Source organism: Citricoccus sp. SGAir0253 (assembly GCF_005877055.1).
Lineage (GTDB): Bacteria > Actinomycetota > Actinomycetes > Actinomycetales > Micrococcaceae > Citricoccus.
The window spans coordinates 2,074,651-2,092,856 of the sequence record NZ_CP039424.1 but is presented as its reverse complement, the minus strand read 5'-3'; the positions used below and the strand labels follow the sequence as shown (position 1 = coordinate 2,092,856).

Annotated in this window: 16 protein-coding genes and 1 tRNA gene; 11 read left to right on the top strand and 6 right to left on the bottom strand. The window is 74.1% G+C overall.

Going from position 1 to position 18,206, the window contains the following annotated elements; genetic code table 11:
- The first annotated feature begins 40 nt into the window (after positions 1–40).
- The 5 genes from E7744_RS09265 (at position 41) to E7744_RS09245 (ending at position 5,316) form a co-directional block, all read left to right on the top strand.
- Positions 41–493 (top strand): YraN family protein, encoded by a 453-nt coding sequence (locus E7744_RS09265; RefSeq protein WP_246858379.1) that lies wholly within the window; start codon positions 41–43, stop codon positions 491–493.
- Positions 490–2,106 (top strand): YifB family Mg chelatase-like AAA ATPase, encoded by a 1,617-nt coding sequence (locus E7744_RS09260; protein ID WP_246858378.1) that lies wholly within the window; start codon positions 490–492, stop codon positions 2,104–2,106. The genes E7744_RS09265 and E7744_RS09260 overlap by 4 nt, the downstream gene beginning before the upstream one ends.
- Entirely contained in the window at positions 2,103–3,407 is a 1,305-nt protein-coding gene (locus E7744_RS09255) for a DNA-processing protein DprA (protein WP_137773865.1), read from the top strand. Before E7744_RS09260 ends, E7744_RS09255 begins: the two co-directional genes overlap by 4 nt.
- Positions 3,404–4,570, top strand: coding sequence for a tyrosine recombinase XerC (locus tag E7744_RS09250; RefSeq protein WP_137773864.1), 1,167 nt, complete (start codon positions 3,404–3,406; stop codon positions 4,568–4,570). Before E7744_RS09255 ends, E7744_RS09250 begins: the two co-directional genes overlap by 4 nt.
- A gap of 242 nt (positions 4,571–4,812) precedes the next feature.
- Entirely contained in the window at positions 4,813–5,316 is a 504-nt protein-coding gene (locus E7744_RS09245) for a DUF3145 domain-containing protein (protein WP_137773863.1), read from the top strand.
- A gap of 99 nt (positions 5,317–5,415) precedes the next feature.
- Here the strand turns inward: E7744_RS09245 and E7744_RS09240 are convergent, their stop codons facing one another.
- From E7744_RS09240 to aceE, 6 genes are all read right to left on the bottom strand, one after another.
- Entirely contained in the window at positions 5,416–6,666 is a 1,251-nt protein-coding gene (locus E7744_RS09240; protein WP_137773862.1) for a beta-ketoacyl synthase, read from the bottom strand.
- 207 nt (positions 6,667–6,873) lie between these two features.
- The gene (locus E7744_RS09235; protein ID WP_137773861.1) at positions 6,874–7,119 is read right to left on the bottom strand and encodes an acyl carrier protein; all 246 of its coding nucleotides are present in this window, start codon (positions 7,117–7,119) and stop codon (positions 6,874–6,876) included.
- Positions 7,120–7,221: 102 nt separating this feature from the next.
- The gene (locus E7744_RS09230) at positions 7,222–8,271 is read right to left on the bottom strand and encodes a beta-ketoacyl-ACP synthase III (protein ID WP_137773860.1); all 1,050 of its coding nucleotides are present in this window, start codon (positions 8,269–8,271) and stop codon (positions 7,222–7,224) included.
- A gap of 67 nt (positions 8,272–8,338) precedes the next feature.
- Positions 8,339–9,271 carry an ACP S-malonyltransferase gene (locus tag E7744_RS09225; RefSeq protein WP_137773859.1) on the bottom strand — a complete coding sequence of 311 codons (933 nt, stop codon included), beginning with the start codon at positions 9,269–9,271 and terminating at the stop codon, positions 8,339–8,341.
- Positions 9,272–9,350: 79 nt separating this feature from the next.
- Positions 9,351–10,535 (bottom strand): CdaR family transcriptional regulator, encoded by a 1,185-nt coding sequence (locus tag E7744_RS09220; RefSeq protein WP_137773858.1) that lies wholly within the window; start codon positions 10,533–10,535, stop codon positions 9,351–9,353.
- A gap of 228 nt (positions 10,536–10,763) precedes the next feature.
- Positions 10,764–13,514: a pyruvate dehydrogenase (acetyl-transferring), homodimeric type gene (aceE, locus tag E7744_RS09215; protein ID WP_137773857.1), complete on the bottom strand. Its 2,751-nt coding sequence runs from the start codon at positions 13,512–13,514 to the stop codon at positions 10,764–10,766.
- A 289-nt stretch (positions 13,515–13,803) separates the two neighbouring features.
- Between aceE and E7744_RS09210 the strand changes: the two genes are divergently transcribed.
- From E7744_RS09210 to gndA, 6 genes are all read left to right on the top strand, one after another.
- Positions 13,804–14,256 (top strand): DUF3052 domain-containing protein, encoded by a 453-nt coding sequence (locus tag E7744_RS09210; RefSeq protein WP_246858377.1) that lies wholly within the window; start codon positions 13,804–13,806, stop codon positions 14,254–14,256.
- Positions 14,253–14,771 (top strand): redoxin domain-containing protein, encoded by a 519-nt coding sequence (locus E7744_RS09205; RefSeq protein ID WP_137773855.1) that lies wholly within the window; start codon positions 14,253–14,255, stop codon positions 14,769–14,771. Before E7744_RS09210 ends, E7744_RS09205 begins: the two co-directional genes overlap by 4 nt.
- Positions 14,762–14,834 (top strand) — tRNA-Val (locus tag E7744_RS09200). The genes E7744_RS09205 and E7744_RS09200 overlap by 10 nt, the downstream gene beginning before the upstream one ends.
- Positions 14,835–14,972: 138 nt before the next feature.
- Complete coding sequence (panD, locus tag E7744_RS09195) at positions 14,973–15,389, top strand: aspartate 1-decarboxylase (RefSeq protein WP_137774959.1); 417 nt, start codon at positions 14,973–14,975, stop codon at positions 15,387–15,389.
- Between the two features lie 178 nt (positions 15,390–15,567).
- Entirely contained in the window at positions 15,568–16,479 is a 912-nt protein-coding gene (ppk2, locus tag E7744_RS09190; RefSeq protein ID WP_137773854.1) for a polyphosphate kinase 2, read from the top strand.
- A gap of 112 nt (positions 16,480–16,591) precedes the next feature.
- Positions 16,592–18,070, top strand: a complete 1,479-nt coding sequence (gene gndA / locus E7744_RS09185) for an NADP-dependent phosphogluconate dehydrogenase (protein ID WP_137773853.1) — start codon at positions 16,592–16,594, stop codon at positions 18,068–18,070.
- The last annotated feature ends 136 nt before the right edge of the window (positions 18,071–18,206 follow it).

Sequence of the window (18,206 nt, the reverse complement as noted above, 5' to 3'; positions counted from 1 at the left end):
GCGCCGCCGGCCCGGCGAGGCTGGTCGCGGAGGTGGAGCCATGCAGCATTCCGCAGGCAGGGTCACGGGCAGCAGGAGGGGCACGGGCAGCAGTCCGGCCAGGGACACGGGGAGGGGCGCCGGGGCGTCCTCGGCGCACACGGCGCTCGGCCGGTTCGGCGAGGACGTCGCCGCCCGCTGGCTCGAGGACCAGGGCTACCAGGTCGTGGACCGGAACTGGCGCGGCCGCGACGGCGAGCTGGACCTGGTGGCGATCCACCAGGGCTGGTGGGTGGCCGTGGAGGTCAAGACCCGCCGGGGGACCGGCTTCGGCCACCCCCTCGAGGCGATCACCCCGCGCAAGCTCCGCCGGCTGTACTCCCTGGCCCACCAGTGGGCGGCCGCCCACCCCGGCGCCGGGCGGCTGGCGGGGTGGCGGGTGGACGCCGTGTCCGTGCTGCTGCCGGCCGGCGGCGGGTTGGGCGTCGAGGTCCTGCGGGACGTGCGGCCATGAGCGCGGTGACGGTCATGGGGCGCACCCTCGCGGTCGCGCTCACCGGCATGCACGGCCACCTCGTGGAGGTGGAGGCGGACATCGGCCAGACCCTGCCCGGCTTCGTCCTGCTGGGGCTGCCGGACCAGTCGCTGCAGGAGAGCCGGGACCGGATCAAGGCGGCGGCCCGCAACTCGGGCCTGCCCCTCACGCGGCGCCACCTCACGGTCAACCTCGTGCCCGCCGCCCTGCACAAGCGCGGACCGGGCTTCGACCTGGCCATCGTGATGGCGAGCTACGCCGCCGACGGCCAGGTGCGGCACGCGGACGGCCCCGTGTTCCTGGCCGAGCTGGGCCTGGACGGACGGCTGCGCCACGCCCCGGGGATCCTGCCCAGCGTCATGGCGGCCGTGGACGCGGGGCACCCCGAGGTGGTGGTGGCCCGGGAGTCCGTGGCGGAGGCCGCCCTCGTCCCCGGCGCGCGGGTGCGCGGCTACGGGAGCCTGCACGAGGTCATCCGCGCGTTCGGCGGCGAGCCGGAGGCCCCGACCGTCGTCCCGCCCGCCCAGGACGCGGCGCTCGTCGGGGGTGGCACGCCACCGGTGGGGGGTGCGGGCGAGGCCTCCGGGGCCCCCGCTGCCCCCGCGGAGGGTGCGGCACCCGCCGCGGACCTGCGGGACGTCTCGGGCCAGCACGAGGCCCGGTTCGCGCTCGAGGTGGCCGCGGCCGGCGGTCACCACCTGCTGCTGGAGGGCAGCCCGGGGGCGGGCAAGACGATGCTGGCCGAACGGCTGCCGGGCATCCTGCCGCCGCTGGACGACCGCACGGCGCTGGAGGCCACGGCGGTGCGCTCCCTCAGCGGGCGGGTCCAGGACCGGACGGGGCTCGTGCGCGGCGCCCCGTTCCAGGCCCCGCACCACTCGGCGTCGATGGCGGCGCTCGTCGGCGGCGGGTCCGGGATCGCCCGCCCGGGGGCGGCGTCCCTGGCCCACGGGGGCGTGCTGTTCCTCGACGAGGCGCCCGAGTTCGACCGGCGCGTGCTCGATGCCCTGCGCCAGCCGCTCGAGTCCGGAGCGGTGGTGCTGCACCGCTCCGGCGGGACGGTCCGCTACCCGGCCCGCTTCCAGCTCGTGCTCGCCGCCAATCCCTGCCCGTGCGGATGGGGCGGGGAACGCGGCAGCCGGTGCCGGTGCACGGCCCTGCAGCGGCGGCGGTATGCGGGCCGGCTCTCCGGCCCGCTGCTGGACCGGGTGGACCTCCAGGTCACCGTCCCCGCCGTGGACGCCGCGGCGCTGACCTCGGGGCCGGCCGGCGAGGGCTCGGCGACGGTCCGGGCCCGCGTCCTGGCGGCGGTGGACCGGCAGGCCCGGCGGCTCGCGCCCCTGGGGCTGCACCGCAACGCCGAGGTGCCGGCAGGCCTGCTGCGGGAGGGCCCGCTCGCGGTGGATCCCGCCGCACGGGCCGCCGCGGACGACGCCGTCGACCGCGCCGAGCTCACCGCCCGGGGCCACGCGCGGGTGCTGCGCCTGGCCTGGACCATCGCCGACCTGCGCGGAGCGGACCGGCCGGTCGCCGAGGACGTGGACACCGCGCTGTACCTGCGGCGCCGCGGCGAAGGAGAGCACACGGCATGACCACCACCGGAGACCTCCCCGAGCAGGCCGGCACCGGGCAGGCACCCCGCCGCCCCGGGCACGAGGACCGCATCGCCCGCGCCGCCCTGACGCGCCTCCTGGAACCGGGCGACGTCCTGGGCCTCGCCGCGGTGGGGACCTGGGGTGCCGCGCGGGCGCTCGAGGTCCTCACGGGCCGTGACGGCGCCGGCGCCGACGAGCGGCAGGAGCTCGCCCTGGTCCTCGAGGCGGCGGGGACCCCGCTGTCGAGCCGCGGGTGGCAGCGGGGAACCGAACGCTGGGCGGCTCGTGCCGGGGCGCTGGCCCCGGAGCGGGACCTCGAGACGCTGCACCGGCTGGGCGGGGGACTGCTGGTCCCGGGGGACCCCGGGTGGCCGACGGCCCTGCGAGACCTCGGCCCGGCCTCCCCGGTCGCCCTCTGGTACCGGGGCGGCGGGGGCATGCCGGAACGGCACGTGACCCTGGCCGTCGTCGGCAGCCGGGACGCCAGTCCCTACGGCCGCGGCGCCACCCGCCTGCTCGCCGGCGGTGTCGGCGCTCGCGGCATCACCGTCCTGTCCGGCGGCGCGTACGGGATCGACGCCCTGGCCCACCAGTCGGCGCTCGGCGCGGGCACGGGGAGTCCCCCCACGGCGGCCGTCCTGGCCGGGGGACTGGACCGGTACTACCCGGCCGGCAACGCGACGCTGCTGCAGGACGTGGCGGACCAGGGCCTGCTCCTGTCCGAGCTGGCGCCCGGCAGCAGCCCCACGCGGTACCGCTTCCTCCAGCGCAACCGCCTGATCGCGGCCCTCGCGGGCGCCGTGCTCGTGGTGGAGGCCCGGTGGCGCTCGGGAGCGCAGAACACCGCCGGCCACGCCTTGGCCCTCGGCCGGGAGGTGGGTGTCGTCCCCGGGCCCATCACCTCGTCGACCTCGGCCGGGTGCCACCGCCTCCTGCGGGAGTCGCCGGCCGTGCCCGTCACGGACGTCGCCGAGGCCCTCGAGCTGCTGCCCGGCCGGGGCGACCGGCCGTGCGGCGGGGACGCCGCACCCCCCGCCGGCGGGACGGCCGCGTCCCGGGACACCGCCGTGCGCCCGCACGACCACCTCGCGGTGGAGGAACTGCTCGTCTACGAGGCCCTGCCCCTGCGCAGCGCCGCCCCCGTCGACCGCCTCTGCGCGGTCGCCGGCCTCGGGCCCGGCACGGTCATGGGCGTGCTGCAGAAGCTGCGCCGGCAGGGACTCGCCGAGCAGTCGGCCTCCGGCTGGCGGCGTCGGTCCCCGGCGTCCGGGGCGGACGGTGGCAGAGTGGGACCATGACCACCGACCACCGGGACGCCGGGCCCGCCGCCCACACGGGGAGTGCCACGCCCAGCGGCGCCCCTGGGAAGGCCTGCGGGGCGGACGGTGCCGGCCGGGACGCTGCCCGGCGTCACGGCTCGGCGGCGGGCGGGGCGGGGGACGGCGCCGAGCCGCCACGGCTCTCGACCCGCGACCGGTCCTGGGTGGAGGGATTCGCCGAGCACCTCGTCCACGAGCGCAACCGGTCGGCGGAGACGTTGCGGGCCTACGTGGCGGACCTGGAGGGCCTCGTCCGGGACGTGGTGGCGCACGAGCGGCCGGGGATCGTGGACGGGGCGGGTCCCGACGTGCTGGGTGCCCTGGACCTCAAGGACCTGCGCGGCTGGCTCGGGCGGCTCTCGGCCGCCGGCCGCTCCCGGTCCACCCTGGCCCGCAAGACGGCCACCGTCCGCGTCTTCTATGCCTGGGCGGTGCGGGAGGGACTGGTGGAGGTCGACCCCTCGCTGCGGCTCAGCTCGCCGCGGCGCTCCGGCTCGCTGCCGGACGCCCTGAGTGCCGAGCAGGCCGCGCGACTGCTGGACCGGGCCCAGGAGCCGGTGGCACCGGGCCGTCACCCGGAGTCGCCCACGGAGGACCCCGCCCCGGGTGGGCGGACCCGCGAGGAGGTGCGGCGGCGGGCCGTGGCGCTGCGCGACGCCGCCATCCTGGAACTGCTCTACGCCACCGGGCTGCGCGTGTCCGAGCTGGCCGGCCTGGACCGGGCGGACGTGGACCACGAGAGGCGCACCCTCCGGGTGACCGGCAAGGGCGGCAAGCAGCGCACCGTCCCCTTCGGGCTGCCCGCGGCCACGGCGGTGGAGCGGTGGTTGGACCAGGGCCGCCGCCACCTGCTGGCGGGTCCCACGGACGCACTGTTCCTCGGCGTGCGGGGCGGTCGGCTGGGCGTGCGGCAGGTGCGGGAGATGGTCAACGCGGCCCTGGCCGGCCTGGGGGACACCTCGGCCTCCGGACCGCACGTACTGCGGCACACCGCCGCCACCCACCTGCTGGACGGCGGGGCGGACCTGCGCAGCGTGCAGGAGCTGCTGGGCCACTCCTCGCTGCAGACCACCCAGCTGTACACGCACGTCTCCATCGAGCGGTTGCGGGAGGGCTACCGCCGCGCCCACCCGAGGGCCTGACCGTCTCCCCGCGCCATGGCGCGGGCCCCGGCGTACGCCGGGCCTGTTGGCCCCGTCACGCATCGTGGTGCACAATGGTCCCGGAAGCACCCGGGGGACGATCGCGATCCTGACCTCGGACGCTGCCGGCAATCGAACATCGGGGACATCGGGCGCTGGCCGCCACCTCCCGGGACCCGACCGGGTTCCGCAGGCCGTGGGGACGTTGGGGAAGACGTACCGCACAGCACTGGGAGGAACGTATGTCTGACACCATGGCCCGTGGAATCCTGTACATCCACTCGGCCCCGGCCGCGCTGTGCCCACACATCGAGTGGGCGGTGGGGTCCGTCCTGGGTGCCCAGGACCGCCTGGAGTGGTCGGCGCAGCCGGCCGCCCAGGGCTCCTACCGTGCCGAGATCACGTGGACCGCGCCGCAGGGCAGCGGGGCGCGCCTGGCCTCGGCGCTGCGCGGCTGGGCCCACCTGCGGTACGAGATCACCGAGGACCCCTCGGCCGGCTGCGACGGCAGCCGCTGGTCGCACACCCCCGAGCTCGGCATCTTCCACGCGACCACGGACGTCACCGGGAACATCATGGTCTCCGAGGACCGCATCCGCTACGCCTACGAACAGGCCAACGGCGACCCCTCCGCGGTCTTCCACGAGCTCAGCCTGGCCCTGGGCGAGGCCTGGGACGAGGAGCTCGAGCCCTTCCGGCAGGCCGCCGACGGCGCCCCCGTGCGCTGGCTGCACCAGGTCGGCTGAGGCCGGCGGGGACCCCGCGCGCCCGGCCTCCCAGGGGAGCGCGATCCGCACACGACGACGCCCGCCAGGGGGACCCGGCGGGCGTCGTCGTGTGCGGCGTCAGATGCTGCGGAACAGGGAGACGGCGTTGTGGCCGCCGAACCCGAAGGAGTTGTTGACCACCACGCGCGGGCCCTCGGGCAGCTGGCGCGGGGAGCCGGTCACCACGTCGAGCGGGATCTCGGGGTCCTGGTTCTCGAGGTTGATCGTCACCGGGGCCTGGCCGTGGTACACGGCCAGGGTCGAGAGCACGGACTCGATCGCGCCGGAGGCCCCCAGCAGGTGACCGGTCTGGCTCTTGGTCGCCGAGACGGCGATCGAGTCCAGGTGGCCGGCGAAGACCGACTTCATGGCCAGGTACTCGGGCCGGTCGCCGACCGGCGTCGAGGTCGCGTGCGCGTTGACGTGGCAGACGTCCTCCGGGGCGGCACCCGCCGACTCGAGGGCGGCGCGCAGCGCGCGAGAGGCACCGAGTCCCTCGGCCTCGGGGGCGGTGATGTGGTACGAGTCCGAGGTGACGCCGGACCCGGCCAGCTCGGCGTAGATGCGCGCGCCGCGGGCGCGGGCGTGCTCCTCCGACTCGATGACGAGCGCGCCGGCGCCCTCGCCGAGCACGAAGCCGTCGCGGTCCCGGTCGTACGGACGGGAGGCGCGCTCGGGCTCGTCGTTGCGGCGGGACAGGGCCTGCATGGCGGCGAAGGCCGCGATCGGCAGCGGGTGGATGGCGGCCTCGGTGCCGCCGCACAGTACGACGTCGGCCCGGCCGTCGCGGATCATCGCGAGGGCCAGGTCCATGGCCTCGGTGCCGGAGGCGCACGCCGAGACGGGGGTGCGGGCCCCGGCACGCGCGCCGAGGTCGAGGCTGATGGCGGCCGCCGGCCCGTTGGGCATCAGCATGGGCACGGTCATCGGCAGCACGCGGCGCGGGCCCTTGGTGCGCAGGGTGTCCCAGCCGTCCAGCAGGGTCCACACCCCGCCGATCCCGGTGCCGAAGGAGACGGCGAAGCGGTCCGGGTCCACGGCCGTGTCCTCGCCGGCCAGGCCGGCGTCCGCCCATGCCTCGCGGGCGGCCACCACGCCGTACTGGGTGGTGGGGTCCATCCGCTTCATCTCGACCTTGGTTAGGGACTCGGTGATGGGGGAGGACAGCTGGGCGGCGAAGGTCACCGGCAGCTCGTACTCGGCGACCCACTCCTGCTCGAGGGGGCGCGCTCCGGCGGTGCCGGCCAGGGCGTTCTGCCACAGGGTCGGGACGTCACCGCCGATGGGGGTCGTGGCTCCGAGGCCGGTGATCACGGCTGTGCGGGTCATGTCTCTACCTTCGGTCTTCCGGGTCGGTGGACCCGTACGCTTCGGTTCGTCCGCCGGCCGGATCGGCGGCGGGGGAGGGGACGGTCGGTGCGAGGCCGGCCGCACCGCGGACCGACTGCGGGAGTGTCCGCGGGCCGCTGGGGTTCCCGGCCGTCGTCGGGCGCTGCCGCCCGGCGCCGGCCGGGACCCCCACCGGTCCGGCCGGGATCAGGCCTGGGCGTTCTTGATGAACTCGACGGCGTCGTCCACGGTCTTGAGGTTCTTGACCTCCTCGTCCGGGATCTTGACGTCGAACTTCTCCTCGGCGTTGACCACGATGGTCATCATCGAGATGGAGTCGATGTCGAGGTCGTCGGTGAAGGACTTGTCCAGCTGGACCTCTTCGGTCTCCAGGCCGGTCTCCTCGTTGACGATCTCGGCCAGTCCGGCGAGGATCTCTTCCTTGGTGGCCATGTCAGGCTCCTTTCGGGACGCGGGCGTCCACAGTCGTGTTCGTCGGGTGTTCGGGATACTCCGGCGCCCGGCGGACGCGGAGGTCTGGTGGGGTGGCCCGGCTCAGGGGAGCCGGACGACCTGGGCGCCGTAGACGAGTCCGGCGCCGAAGCCGATCTGCAGGGCGAGCCCGCCGCTGAGCGAGGGGTCCTCCTCGAGGACGCGGTGCATCGCCAGCGGGATCGAGGCGGCGGAGGTGTTGCCCATCTCCTTGATGTCCCGGCCGATCGTGACGGTCTCCGGCAGCTTGAGCTGCTTGGCCAGCTCGTCGATGATGCGCTCGTTGGCCTGGTGCGGCAGGAACGCGGCGAGGTCGCCCGCCTCGATGCCGGCCTTGTCCAGGGCCTCCCGGGCCACCTTGGCCATGGACCACACGGCCCAGCGGAAGACGCTGGGCCCGTCCTGGCGCAGGTGCGGCCACAGCTTGTCGTCGGGGTTCGTCAGCGCCGAGGCGTCGCCGGTCTTCCGGGCGGTCTCGGCGGCGTCGCGCAGGTCCAGCAGGGACCGGCTCATGCTCACGGTGTCCCAGCGCTCCCCGTCCGAGCCCCAGACGCTGGGGGAGATCCCGGCCTCCTCGGAGGCCGCCACCACCACGGCGCCGGCGCCGTCGCCGAGGATGAAGGAGATGGACCGGTCCGTCTCGTCGATGATGTCCGAGAGCTTCTCGGCGCCCACGACGACGACGTGGCGGGCCATGCCCGAGCGCACGAGCGCGTCGGCCTGGGCCACGCCGTAGCAGTAGCCGGCGCACGCGGCCGAGACGTCGAAGGCCGGGGCCGGGGTGGCGCCGATGCGGTGGGCGACGGCGGCCGCGACCGAGGGCGTGGCGTACGGCGAGGTGACGGTGGAGACGATGACGGCGTCGACGTCCTCGCCCGTGAGTCCGGCGCGCTCCATGGCCTCGCGGGCCGCCTCGGTGGTCAGGTCGATGAGCGTCAGGTCCCTGTCCGCGCGGCGGCGGGTGACGATGCCGGTGCGCTTCTGGATCCACTCGTCGGAGGAGTTGATCGGCCCGGCGATGTCGTCGTTCGTCACGACGAGGTTGCCGCGTGCGGCGCCCACGGAGAGGATGCGGCTGCCGGCGGCAGGCTGGTACTGGTTCAGGGTGGTCATGGGGGTCCTCGCGGATCTGCTGGAGGTCTGTGGTCAGTGCTGGCGGCGGCCGGCCGTCACGGGGCTCTCACGCGGCGGCGACGGCGTGCTCGGCGATGAAGGCGCGGGCGGCGTCCAGGTCCTCCGGGGACTTCACGGCCAGCGTGGGGGTGCCCTTGAGGGCGCGCTTGGCCAGTCCGGCCAGCGTGCCGCCCGGCAGCAGCTCCAGGATCCCGGTGACCCCGGCCCCGCGCAGGGACTCCATGCACAGGTCCCAGCGCACCGGTCGGGTGACCTGGTCCACGAGGCGGTCCACGGCCTCGCGACCGGAGGCAACGGCCTGGCCGTCCCGGTTGGACAGCAGGGCCACGGCGGGATCGGCGGGGCGCAGTCCGTCGGCGTACGCCGCCAGGTCCGGCACGGCCGGGGCCATGTAGGGGGTGTGGAACGCCCCGGCCACCTTGAGCGGGACGACGCGGGCCTTGGCGGGGGGCTGCTCGGCCAGGGCGGCCAGCGCCCCGAGGGAGCCGGCGGCCACGGTCTGCCCGCCGCCGTTCGCGTTGGCGGCCACGAGTCCGTGGGCCTCGATCGCGGCGGAGACCTCCGCGGGGTCCCCGCCGAGCACGGCGGACATCCCGGTGGGCTCGGCGGCCGCGGCGGCCGCCATCCCGGTGGCGCGGATGCGCACGAACTCGAGCGCCTCGGCCCCGGGCAGCACGCCGGCCAGGGCGGCGGCGGTGATCTCGCCGACCGAGTGGCCCGCGGCGACCCAGGTGCGGGGCTCCAGCGCCTCGACACCGAGCGCCCGGGCGGAGAGCAGGCCGCCGGCCACGATGAGCGGCTGGGCCACGGCGGTGTCCTTGATGGTGGCCTCGTCCGAGACCGTCCCGTGGGCCGTCAGGTCCACGCCGGTGGCGGTGGACCACTCGTCGAGGAGTCCGGCCATGCCGTCCAGCTCGAGCCACGGCGTGAGGAACCCGGGGGTCTGGGAGCCCTGTCCGGGGCACACGATTGCAAGCATGCCGTTAACTGTGTCAAAACCGTGACCTTGTTCCGGGGCACCGGCCGCACCAAGCTCCCCCACCCCTTTTGGAGGTTTCCTACAACGAGGGATGGAGTCGTCCGACGGCCAGCGCGGTCTGGAGGACGTAGGCGTCGCGCGGCACGAGCGGGTCCCAGCCGGTGATCTCGCTCACCCGCCGCAGCCGGTAGCGCACCGTGTTGGCGTGGATGAACAGCTCCCGCGCGGTCCCCTCGAGCGAGTGCCCGAGCTCGCAGTACGTGTCCACGGTCTCCAGCAGCGAGTTCCCCGCGGCGCGCAGCGGGGCGTGGACGCGGTGCACGAGGGCGTCCACGGCGGTGGGGTCGCCGTGCAGCGCCCGCTCGGGCAGCAGGTCCTGGGCGTGCGCCGGCCGCGGGGCGCGCGGCCACGCGGGCGCGGCGGCGAGTCCGGCGAGGGCCTCGCGGCCGCTGCGGTGGGCGTCCACGAGGGACTCGGCCAGCGGTCCGTACACCACGGGCCCGTCCCCGAACCAGGGGGTCAGGGCGGCGGCGGCCTGCGTGGGGTCGGCCACGCCGCCCAGCACGAGCACGAGCCGCTCGGCCTGGACGCCCACGAGGACGTCGTAGCCGGCCCTCGCGGCGGTCCGCCGGGTCCCGGAGAGGCGCCGGGGCAGGTCCGCCTCGGGGGTCGGCCCGGCCATCACCATCACCGAGCCGCCGTTGGACCAGCCCGCCGCCGCGGCCCGGGAGAGGATCTCGTCCGGGCCCTCGCCGCGCAGCACCGCGTCCAGCAGCACCGCCTCGTTGCGGCTGTCCCACGCCCCGCGCGTCTCCGCGGCGCGGGCGTAGACGTCCGCCAGGGCGAAGGCGATCTCCCGCGAGTACCGCAGCACGGCCTCGCGGACCAGGGTCTGGTCGCGGTCCTGCACGATCCCGGGGACCTGGGCCTCGACGACGTCCACGACGGTCCGGATCAGCTGCAGGGCCCGCTGCAGGCTGATCGACCGGGTCAGCTCCGTGGGCGCGCCGCCGAACACCTCCCCGAGCACGGTCGTCATGGTGGTCGTGGGCCGCTCGAACCAGGACAGGAAGCCGGTCAGGCCGCGCTGGGCGATGAGCCCGAGGGAGGACCGCTCGTCCGGGGTGAGCTGGCGGTACCAGGGCAGCGTGCTGTCCAGCCGCTGCAGCGTGGCCGTGTTGAGCGCTCCCAGGTGGGCCCGCAACCGGCGCAGCGACTCGGCGGAGACGGTGCGGGGTGGCGGGGTGACGCGTGCCTCGGACATGGAGTCGAGCATAGGCGGCCGGGCGCCCGCCCCGGTCCTCGGGGCCGCCCGGCCGTTGTGGGAACCCGACAAACCCCCGGGGACGACGACGGCCGGCGGGACGCGTGGTGCGTCCCGCCGGCCGTCGTCGGGAGCGGATCCGGCCGGCCCGCCGGGCGGACCGGCCGGGGGCCGGGACGGTGGGCGGGGCCGGGCCCGGTCACCGTCGGTGCCGTGGCACCGGCCGGGTCAGGAGTCCCCGCCGGCGTTGCCGGTGGTGCCGGCCGTGACGTCGTCGAGGCGGTACTTCTGGAACGCCTTGGCGGCGGTCCCGGCCTCGACCGAGCCGGCCCTCTCGAGCATCTGCAGGGCCTTGACGACCATGGAGTGCGTGTCGATGAGGAAGTGCCGGCGGGCGGCGGCGCGCGTGTCCGCGAAGCCGAACTCGTCCGCCCCCAGGGTGGCGAAGTCGTTGGGGACGAACGGCCGCACCTGGTCCGGCACCAGCGTGGCGTAGTCGGTGGTGGCCACCACGGGACCCTCGGCACCGGCCAGCTTCTGCGTGATGTACGGGACCGGCGCCTCGGCGCCCGGGTTCTCCAGCGCGGCGCGCTCGGCGGCCACGGCCTCGCGGCGCAGCTCGTTCCAGCTGGTCACGGACCACACGTCCGCCGAGACGTTCCAGTCCTCGGCGAGGACCTTCTGGGCGTCGATGACCCACGGCAGGGACACGCCCGAGCCCATGAGCTGGACCTTCGGCCCGCCGCCCTCGCCCGTGCTGTACCGGTAGATGCCCTTGAGCAGCCCCTCGACGTCCAGGTCCTCCGGCTCGTCCGGGTGGATGATCGGCTCGTTGTACACGGTGAGGTAGTACATGACGTTGCGGACGTCGTCCCCGCGGTCGTGCTCGCCGTACATGTCCTCGAGGCCCTGGCGCACGATGTGCGCGATCTCGTAGGAGAAGGCCGGATCGTAGTGCTTCACGGCCGGGTTGGTGCCCGCGAGGATGGGGGAGTGCCCGTCCATGTGCTGGGTGCCCTCGCCGGCCAGCGTGGTGCGTCCGGCCGTGGCGCCGATGACGAAGCCGCGGGCCAGCTGGTCGCCGGCGGCCCAGAAGGCGTCTCCGGTGCGCTGGAAGCCGAACATCGAGTAGAAGATGTAGACCGGGATCATGAGCTCGCCGTGGGTCGAGTACGAGGTGCCCACGGCGGTCAGCGCCGCGGTGGCCCCGGCCTCGTTGATGCCCACGTGGTAGAGCTGTCCCTGCGGGGACTCCTTGTAGGACAGGAACAGGTCCCGGTCCACGGACAGGTAGTTCTGCCCCTTGGGGTTGTAGATCTTCGCCGTGGGGAAGAACGAGTCCATGCCGAAGGTGCGGGCCTCGTCCGGGATGATCGGCACGATCCGCTGGCCGATGTTCTTGTCCCGCATGAGGTCCTTGAGCAGGCGCACGAAGGCCATGGTGGTGGCGGCCTGCTGCTTGCCGGTGCCCTTGCGGGCGTGCTTGTAGGTGGCCTCCGGCGGCATCGGGATCCGGTCGTAGTCCGTGCGGCGCTGGGGCAGCGAGCCGCCGAGGGCGCGGCGGCGCTCCATCATGTACTGGATCTCCGGGGCGTCCGGGCCCGGGTGGTAGTACGGCACGTTGTACGGATCGGCCTCGATCTGCTCGTCCGTGATCGGGATGCGGTGACGGTCGCGGAACATCTTGATGTCGTCGACCGTGAGCTTCTTCATCTGGTGGGTGGCGTTCTTGGCCTCGAAGTGCTTGCCCAGGCCGTAGCCCTTGATGGTCTGCGCCAGGATGACGGTGGGCTTGCCCTTGTAGTCCATGGCGGCCTTGTACGCCGCGTACACCTTGTTGTAGTCGTGGCCGCCGCGCTTGAGGCCCCAGATCTCGTCGTCGCTCATGTCGGCGACCATCTCCTTGGTCACCGAGGAGCGGCCGAAGAAGTGGTCGCGGACGAACCCGCCGGACTCCGCCTTGTAGGTCTGGTAGTCGCCGTCGAGGGTCTCGTTCATGATCCGGACGAGCTCGCCCTCGTGGTCCTTCGCCAGCAGGGCGTCCCACTCGCGGCCCCACAGGACCTTGATGACGTTCCAGCCGGCGCCGCGGAAGTAGGCCTCCAGCTCCTGGATGATCTTGCCGTTGCCGCGCACCGGGCCGTCGAGGCGCTGCAGGTTGCAGTTGATGACGAAGGTCAGGTTGTCGAGCTTGTCGTTCGCCGCGATGTGCAGCGCGCCGCGCGACTCCGGCTCGTCCATCTCGCCGTCGCCCAGGAACGCCCACACGTGCTGGTCCGAGGTGTCCTTGATCCCGCGGTTGTGCAGGTAGCGGTTGAACTGCGCCTGGTGGATCGCGTTGAGCGGGCCCAGGCCCATGGACACGGTGGGGAACTGCCAGAAGTCCGGCATCATGCGCGGGTGGGGGTAGGACGGCAGGGCGTGGCCGGCCTTGGACTTCTCCTGGCGGAAGCCGTCGAGCTCCTCCTCGGTCAGCCGGCCCTCGAGGAAGGCGCGCGCGTAGTTGCCGGGGGAGGAGTGGCCCTGGAAGAAGACCTGGTCGCCGCCGCCGGGGTGGTCCTGGCCGCGGAAGAAGTGGTTCATGCCCACCTCGTAGAGGGTGGCCTGCCCGGCGTAGGAGGAGATGTGCCCGCCGACCTCGACGCCCTTGCGCTGCGCGTGCTGCACGAGCATGGCGGCGTTCCACCGCAGGTAGTTGCGGTACCGGCGCTCGAGCTCCTCGTCCCCGGGGTACTCCGGCTCCTGGTCCACCGGGATCGTGTTGACGTAGTCCGTGGTGGTGACCATCGGCACGCCCACGGACTTGGTCCCGGCGCGCTGGAGCAGCTGCCGCATGATGTACTCGGCGCGCTCGGTGCCGCGCTCGTCCACCAGCCCGTCGAAGGACTCGACCCACTCGGCGGTCTCCTGCGGATCCTTGTCCGGCAACTGGTTCGTCAGTGCGCTCAGGATGTGGGAGCTCTCTTCAGCTGCGCTCACGGCAACCTCTCTGTCGGCGGATCATGTCCGCGGTCTCGGGGGGGGCCATCGTCCGTCCGGGGTCAGCCGTGCGGCGCGTGTCAGGGTGGGCCCTCTGCTTCCACGTCCGACTGTAGCGCCGTGGCGCACGCCACGCCGTCATGTCGGCGGTCATGTGACCGTCCGCGTCACGGGTCCGGACCGCCCCGGGGGCCCCTCCCGGGCGGGGACGTGGCCGCGTGTCCCGGCGCACAGTAATCTGGGTGAGAGGATGCCTGTCATGGGTACCCAGGAACCTGCAAGGAGAGATGTGAACCAGCCAGACTCCGCCCCCGCCGTCGGGCGTACCGCGGAGACCAGTGGGGGGCCGGCCGCGAAGTTGGGCCTGGCCGAAGGCCAGCTGGTCCAGGAACTCGGATTCGACGAGGACATCGACTTCGCCTTCCGGGACGGGCTCGAGGACGACCTCGGCACCGAGCTGCTGACCGAGGACGACCAGGAGCCGGTGGACGCCGTCGTGCTGTGGTGGCGGGCCGCGGACGGGGACGTCGAGGACCTCGTGGACGCCCTGCTGGACGCGCAGACGTCGCTGGACTCCTCCGGCGTGCTGTGGCTGATGACCCCCCGCAACGGGCGAGAGGGCCACGTCCAGCCGGCCGACATCGCCGAGGCCGCCCCGACGGCCGGGCTGCACGTCACCACCTCGGCGGGGGTGTCCCAGGACTGGACCGCCAGCCGCCTGGTCGGCAAGCGCAACCGGTGACCGCGGTTCCCGCCCTGCGGGACCAGCACGGCCAGTCCTGGCCGTGGCCGCCGCTGGCGCCCGAGGCGCCCGGGCCCGACGACGGCCCGGCCCCGGCGCGCTGCTGGCTCTTCTTCCTGCCGGGGGCCTTCACCCCCGTCTGCACGGCCGAGCTGGGCTGGGTGGACGAGCTCGCCTCGCGGCTGGCCCCGGCCGGCGTCGGGCTGTGCGTGGTGGCCCCGGACTCCGCGGCCGTGCTGCGCGCCTTCGGCGAGGGCCTGGGCGTGCGCACCCCCCTGCTGTCCGACTTCTGGCCCCACGGGGCCGCCGCCCGCGCGGTGGGCGAGTTCAACGAGGCCACCGGCCGGCCGCACCGCACGAGCGTGCTGGTGGACGCCCGCGGGGCCGTCCTGGCCCGGGTGCGCGCCGGGGCCGCCGGACAGCGGCGGATGGAGGACCACCTCGAGGCGACGGCGGCCGCCGGAGGAGATGCCGTAGGATGGGCCGGTCCGGATGCACCGGACGCGGGCCTTTAGCTCAGCTGGTAGAGCACTGCGTTTACACCGCAGGTGTCGTCGGTTCGATCCCGGCAGGGCCCACCGACCCCCGCCACCCCCGCGCCCGGACCGCCGGGCGCGCGCGGGCATAATCGCCCGCCGGCTCCTGTTGAAGCAGTGTCGGCCCCCGCCGCCGAGGGGACCGCCCGTCATCCGAAGGGACACCGACCCATGGCCTCCATGACCCGGACCATCTTCAAGTCCAAGATCCACCGCGCCACCGTGACGCACGCCGACCTGCACTACGTCGGCTCGGTGACCGTGGACCAGGACCTGCTCGAGGCCGCGGACATCCTGCCGGGCGAGCTCGTGTCCATCGTGGACGTCACCAACGGCGCCCGGCTGGAGACCTACACGATCGCCGGCGAGCGGGGCTCGGGCGTGATCGGCATCAACGGCGCGGCCGCCCACCTCGTGGACGTGGGGGACACCGTCATCCTCATCACCTACGCCCAGATGTCCACCGAGGACGCCCGGGCCTTCGAGCCGTCCGTGGTCCACGTGGACGCGGACAACCGGATCATCGAGCTCGGCCACGACCCGGCCGAGGCCGTCGCCGCCGGGACGCAGCGGCCGCCGCACGCCCTCGTGCGCTGACCGGCCCGGCCGGTCCGTTCACCGGCCGTTCACCCCAGCCGTCACCTCTCCGACGCCCGGCGTCCCCCTGTCCGACCGATGGTGGACAATGAAGGCGAGCCGTCGCCCGCCGTGAGCCCGGCACCGACCCCACCGTCGTGGTCGGACCGGCGGCGGGCCGTTCCGAAGGAGAGTGCCCATGCTGCTGACGCCGGACGCGCCGCGGGAGAACCTGCGCGAGTTCATCGACAAGATCCGCGAGGGCGGCTACGAGGTCGTGGGCCGGCACACGGCGGACCCGGACCTCATCGCCCCGGACGGCAAGGCCGTGGAGACCTGGCGGGAGGGCTACCCGTACGAGGAGCGGTTGTCCCGCGAGGAGTACGAGATCGAGAAGTACCGCCTGCAGATCGAGCTGCTCAAGCTGCAGTACTGGGGCGAGGACACCGGCCAGCGGCACATCATCGTCTTCGAGGGCCGGGACGCCGCGGGCAAGGGCGGCACCATCAAGCGCTTCACCGAGTACATGAACCCGCGCACCGCGCGCGTGGTGGCGCTGAACAAGCCCTCGGACCGCGAGCGGGGCCAGTGGTACTTCCAGCGCTACATCAACCACTTCCCCACCGAGGGGGAGATCGTGCTGTTCGACCGCTCCTGGTACAACCGGGCGGGCGTGGAGCGGGTGATGGGCTTCAGCAGCGACGAGGAGTACCACACCTTCATGAACCAGGTGCCGTTGTTCGAGAAGATGCTCGTGGACGACGGGATCCACCTGACGAAGTTCTGGTTCTCCGTCACCCAGTCCGAGCAGCGCACCCGCTTCGCCATCCGCCAGATCGACCCGGTGCGGCGGTGGAAGCTCTCGCCCATGGACCTGGAGTCCCTCGACCGGTGGGAGGACTACACGGCGGCCAAGGAGGCGATGTTCCTGCACACGGACACGGACCACGCCCCGTGGATCACCATCAAGTCCAATGACAAGAAGCGGGCCCGGCTCAACGCCATGCGCTACTTCCTGTCCCAGTTCGAGTACGAGGACAAGGACCACGAGGTGGTGGGCAGCCCGGACCCGCTCATCGTGCGGCGCGGCCGGGAGGCCGTCGGCGACTGAGTCCCGGCGCCGGCCCGCCCCGGTCCCGTAGTCTGGCTACCGATCGCCGCGCACGAGCGCGGCCCGGAGCACGGCAGGCAGCGGCACCGAGAGGGTGCCGGGAAGGATGGGCATGAAGGCGGACATCGGCGTCACGGGACTGGCGGTCATGGGGGCCAACCTGGCCCGCAACTTCGCGCGGCACGGCTACGCGGTGGCCCTGCACAACCGGAGTCGGGCGCGCACCGACGCCCTCGTGGCCGAGCACGGCGAGGACGGGACCTTCATCCCCACCGGCAGCCTGGCCGAGCTGGTGGAGAACCTGGCCGTGCCGCGCCGCGTGCTCGTCATGGTCAAGGCCGGCCGGCCCGTCGACGACGTCATCGACCAGCTCGTCCCGTTGCTCGAGCCCGGGGACATCGTCATCGACGCCGGGAACTCCCACTACGAGGACACGCGCCGCCGCGAGGCCGCCCTCGGGGCGCAGGGGCTGCACTTCGTGGGCATCGGCGTCTCCGGCGGCGAGGAGGGCGCCCTGAACGGCCCGGCCATCATGCCCGGCGGCCCGCGCGAGTCCTACGACGCGCTCGGCCCGATGCTCGAGGACATCTCCGCCCACTACGAGGGCGACCCGTGCTGCGCCTGGATCGGCACGGACGGTGCGGGGCACTTCGTGAAGATGGTCCACAACGGCATCGAGTACGCGGACATGCAGGTGATCGGCGAGGCCTACGACCTGCTGCGCTCCGTGGGCGGGATCGAGCCGGCCGGGCAGGCGGAGATCTTCCGCCGCTGGAACTCCACCGAGCTGGCCTCCTACCTCATCGAGATCACCGCCGAGGTCCTCGGCCACGTGGACCCCGCGACGGGCCGCCCGCTCGTGGACGTCATCGTGGACGAGGCCGGGCAGAAGGGCACCGGGCGGTGGACGGCCATCTCCGGGCTGGACCTCGGCTCGCCCATCGGCGCCATCGCCGAGTCCGTGTTCGCCCGCTCCCTCTCGAGCCAGCCCGGCATCCGCGGCACCGCGCGCGAGGTCCTCGCCGCCGGCACGGACCCCGTCTCCGCGCCTCAGGACGCCGACCGGGAGGCCTTCGTGGAGGACGTGCGCCTCGCGCTGTACGCCTCCAAGCTGGTGTCCTATGCGCAGGGCCTGGACATGCTCTCGGCCGCCGGGGCCGAGTACGGCTGGTCCCTGGACCTGGGCACCATCGCCTCGCTGTGGCGCGACGGCTGCATCATCCGCGCCGACCTGCTGGACGTGATCATGAGGGCCTACGGCGGCCGCGACACCGACCGCCACCCCGCGCCGGGCACCGTGGCCCCCGGCCAGCCGCGGAACCTGCTGTTCGCCCCGGAGTTCAGCGAGGCCATCGCCGCGGCCCTGCCGGCGTGGCGCCGCGTGGTCTCCACGGCCGTGGCGGCCGGCGTCCCGGTGCCCGTGTTCTCCTCGGCACTGGCCTACTACGACGGCCTGCGGCGCGACCGCCTGCCGGCCGCCCTGACCCAGGGCCTGCGGGACTACTTCGGGGCCCACACCTACCGGCGCGTGGACCGGGAGGGGTCCTTCCACACGCGCTGGTCGCAGGACCGCTCCGAGGTCCAGGCCTGACCCGGCGCCGGGCACCCGTCCGGGCCGTGGGCACGACGCCGGCCGGCCCCGTCCGCGGGACGGTTCCGGCCGGCGTCGTCCCGGGGCGGAGTGGACGGTTCGGCCCCGGGGAAGGGCCCGGGGGCCGGAGTCGTCC

What these genes read in the sequence shown, in the direction of transcription:
- E7744_RS09265 (WP_246858379.1), top strand. Translation starts at nt 41, where the DNA reads ATGCAGCATTCCGCAGGCAGGGTCACGGGCAGCAGGAGGGGCACGGGC.
- E7744_RS09260 (WP_246858378.1), top strand. Translation starts at nt 490, where the DNA reads ATGAGCGCGGTGACGGTCATGGGGCGCACCCTCGCGGTCGCGCTCACC.
- E7744_RS09255 (WP_137773865.1), top strand. Translation starts at nt 2,103, where the DNA reads ATGACCACCACCGGAGACCTCCCCGAGCAGGCCGGCACCGGGCAGGCA.
- E7744_RS09250 (WP_137773864.1), top strand. Translation starts at nt 3,404, where the DNA reads ATGACCACCGACCACCGGGACGCCGGGCCCGCCGCCCACACGGGGAGT.
- E7744_RS09245 (WP_137773863.1), top strand. Translation starts at nt 4,813, where the DNA reads ATGTCTGACACCATGGCCCGTGGAATCCTGTACATCCACTCGGCCCCG.
- E7744_RS09240 (WP_137773862.1), bottom strand. Translation starts at nt 6,666, where the DNA reads ATGACCCGCACAGCCGTGATCACCGGCCTCGGAGCCACGACCCCCATC.
- E7744_RS09235 (WP_137773861.1), bottom strand. Translation starts at nt 7,119, where the DNA reads ATGGCCACCAAGGAAGAGATCCTCGCCGGACTGGCCGAGATCGTCAAC.
- E7744_RS09230 (WP_137773860.1), bottom strand. Translation starts at nt 8,271, where the DNA reads ATGACCACCCTGAACCAGTACCAGCCTGCCGCCGGCAGCCGCATCCTC.
- E7744_RS09225 (WP_137773859.1), bottom strand. Translation starts at nt 9,271, where the DNA reads ATGCTTGCAATCGTGTGCCCCGGACAGGGCTCCCAGACCCCCGGGTTC.
- E7744_RS09220 (WP_137773858.1), bottom strand. Translation starts at nt 10,535, where the DNA reads ATGTCCGAGGCACGCGTCACCCCGCCACCCCGCACCGTCTCCGCCGAG.
- panD (WP_137774959.1), top strand. Translation starts at nt 14,973, where the DNA reads ATGACCCGGACCATCTTCAAGTCCAAGATCCACCGCGCCACCGTGACG.
- ppk2 (WP_137773854.1), top strand. Translation starts at nt 15,568, where the DNA reads ATGCTGCTGACGCCGGACGCGCCGCGGGAGAACCTGCGCGAGTTCATC.
- gndA (WP_137773853.1), top strand. Translation starts at nt 16,592, where the DNA reads ATGAAGGCGGACATCGGCGTCACGGGACTGGCGGTCATGGGGGCCAAC.